General features: G+C 52.0%; 1 rRNA gene. It reads right to left on the bottom strand.

Features of this window, described 5'->3' with window-relative positions:
• Nucleotides 1–99: 99 nt before the first annotated feature.
• Nucleotides 100–1,462: ribosomal RNA gene (locus T411_RS0115610) — 23S ribosomal RNA — on the bottom strand; the annotation flags it as partial.

Here is a 1,462-nt window from a genome sequence, read left to right as displayed (position 1 = left end):
AAAAAGTGATAACCAACAATTCTGGAAAGCTGTCTTCGTTCTCACACACATTCTTATGCGCTTAGCTTTGAGTCCACTACAAAACCCCTTGGGTGTTGTATGGTTAAGCCTCACGGGCAATTAGTACAGGTTAGCTCAACGCCTCACAACGCTTACACACCCTGCCTATCAACGTTCTAGTCTCGAACAACCCTTTAGGACAGTTAAACTGTCAGGGAAGACTCATCTCAGGGCTCGCTTCGCGCTTAGATGCTTTCAGCGCTTATCAATTCCGAACTTAGCTACCGGGCAATGCGTCTGGCGACACAACCCGAACACCAGAGGTTCGTCCACTCCGGTCCTCTCGTACTAGGAGCAGCCCCCTTCAATCTTCCAACGCCCACGGCAGATAGGGACCGAACTGTCTCACGACGTTCTAAACCCAGCTCGCGTACCACTTTAAATGGCGAACAGCCATACCCTTGGGACCGACTTCAGCCCCAGGATGTGATGAGCCGACATCGAGGTGCCAAACACCGCCGTCGATATGAACTCTTGGGCGGTATCAGCCTGTTATCCCCGGAGTACCTTTTATCCGTTGAGCGATGGCCCTTCCATACAGAACCACCGGATCACTATGACCTGCTTTCGCACCTGCTCGAACCGTCATTCTCGCAGTTAAGCGGGCTTATGCCATTGCACTAACCTCACGATGTCCAACCGTGATTAGCCCACCTTCGTGCTCCTCCGTTACTCTTTGGGAGGAGACCGCCCCAGTCAAACTACCCACCAGGCACTGTCCTCAACCCGGATAACGGGTCTAAGTTAGAACATCAAACATACAAGGGTGGTATTTCAAGGACGGCTCCAACGCAACTGGCGTCACGTCTTCATAGCCTCCCACCTATCCTACACATGTAGGTTCAATGTTCAGTGCCAAGCTGTAGTAAAGGTTCACGGGGTCTTTCCGTCTAGCCGCGGGTACACTGCATCTTCACAGCGATTTCAATTTCACTGAGTCTCGGGTGGAGACAGCGTGGCCATCATTACGCCATTCGTGCAGGTCGGAACTTACCCGACAAGGAATTTCGCTACCTTAGGACCGTTATAGTTACGGCCGCCGTTTACCGGGGCTTCGATCAAGAGCTTCGCTTGCGCTAACCCCATCAATTAACCTTCCGGCACCGGGCAGGCGTCACACCGTATACGTCATCTTGCGATTTTGCACAGTGCTGTGTTTTTAATAAACAGTTGCAGCCACCTGGTATCTGCGACTCTCGTCAGCTCCATCCGCGAGGGACTTCACCATCAAGAGCGTACCTTCTCCCGAAGTTACGGTACCATTTTGCCTAGTTCCTTCACCCGAGTTCTCTCAAGCGCCTTGGTATTCTCTACCCGACCACCTGTGTCGGTTTGGGGTACGATTCCTGACTATCTGAAGCTTAGAGGCTTTTCCTGGAAGCATGGCATCAATGACTTCACT

Source organism: Vibrio cholerae ATCC 14035 (genome assembly GCF_000621645.1).
GTDB lineage: Bacteria > Pseudomonadota > Gammaproteobacteria > Enterobacterales > Vibrionaceae > Vibrio > Vibrio cholerae.
Note: the sequence above shows the minus strand (reverse complement) of the source record. Positions and strands in the feature narration are given on the sequence as shown.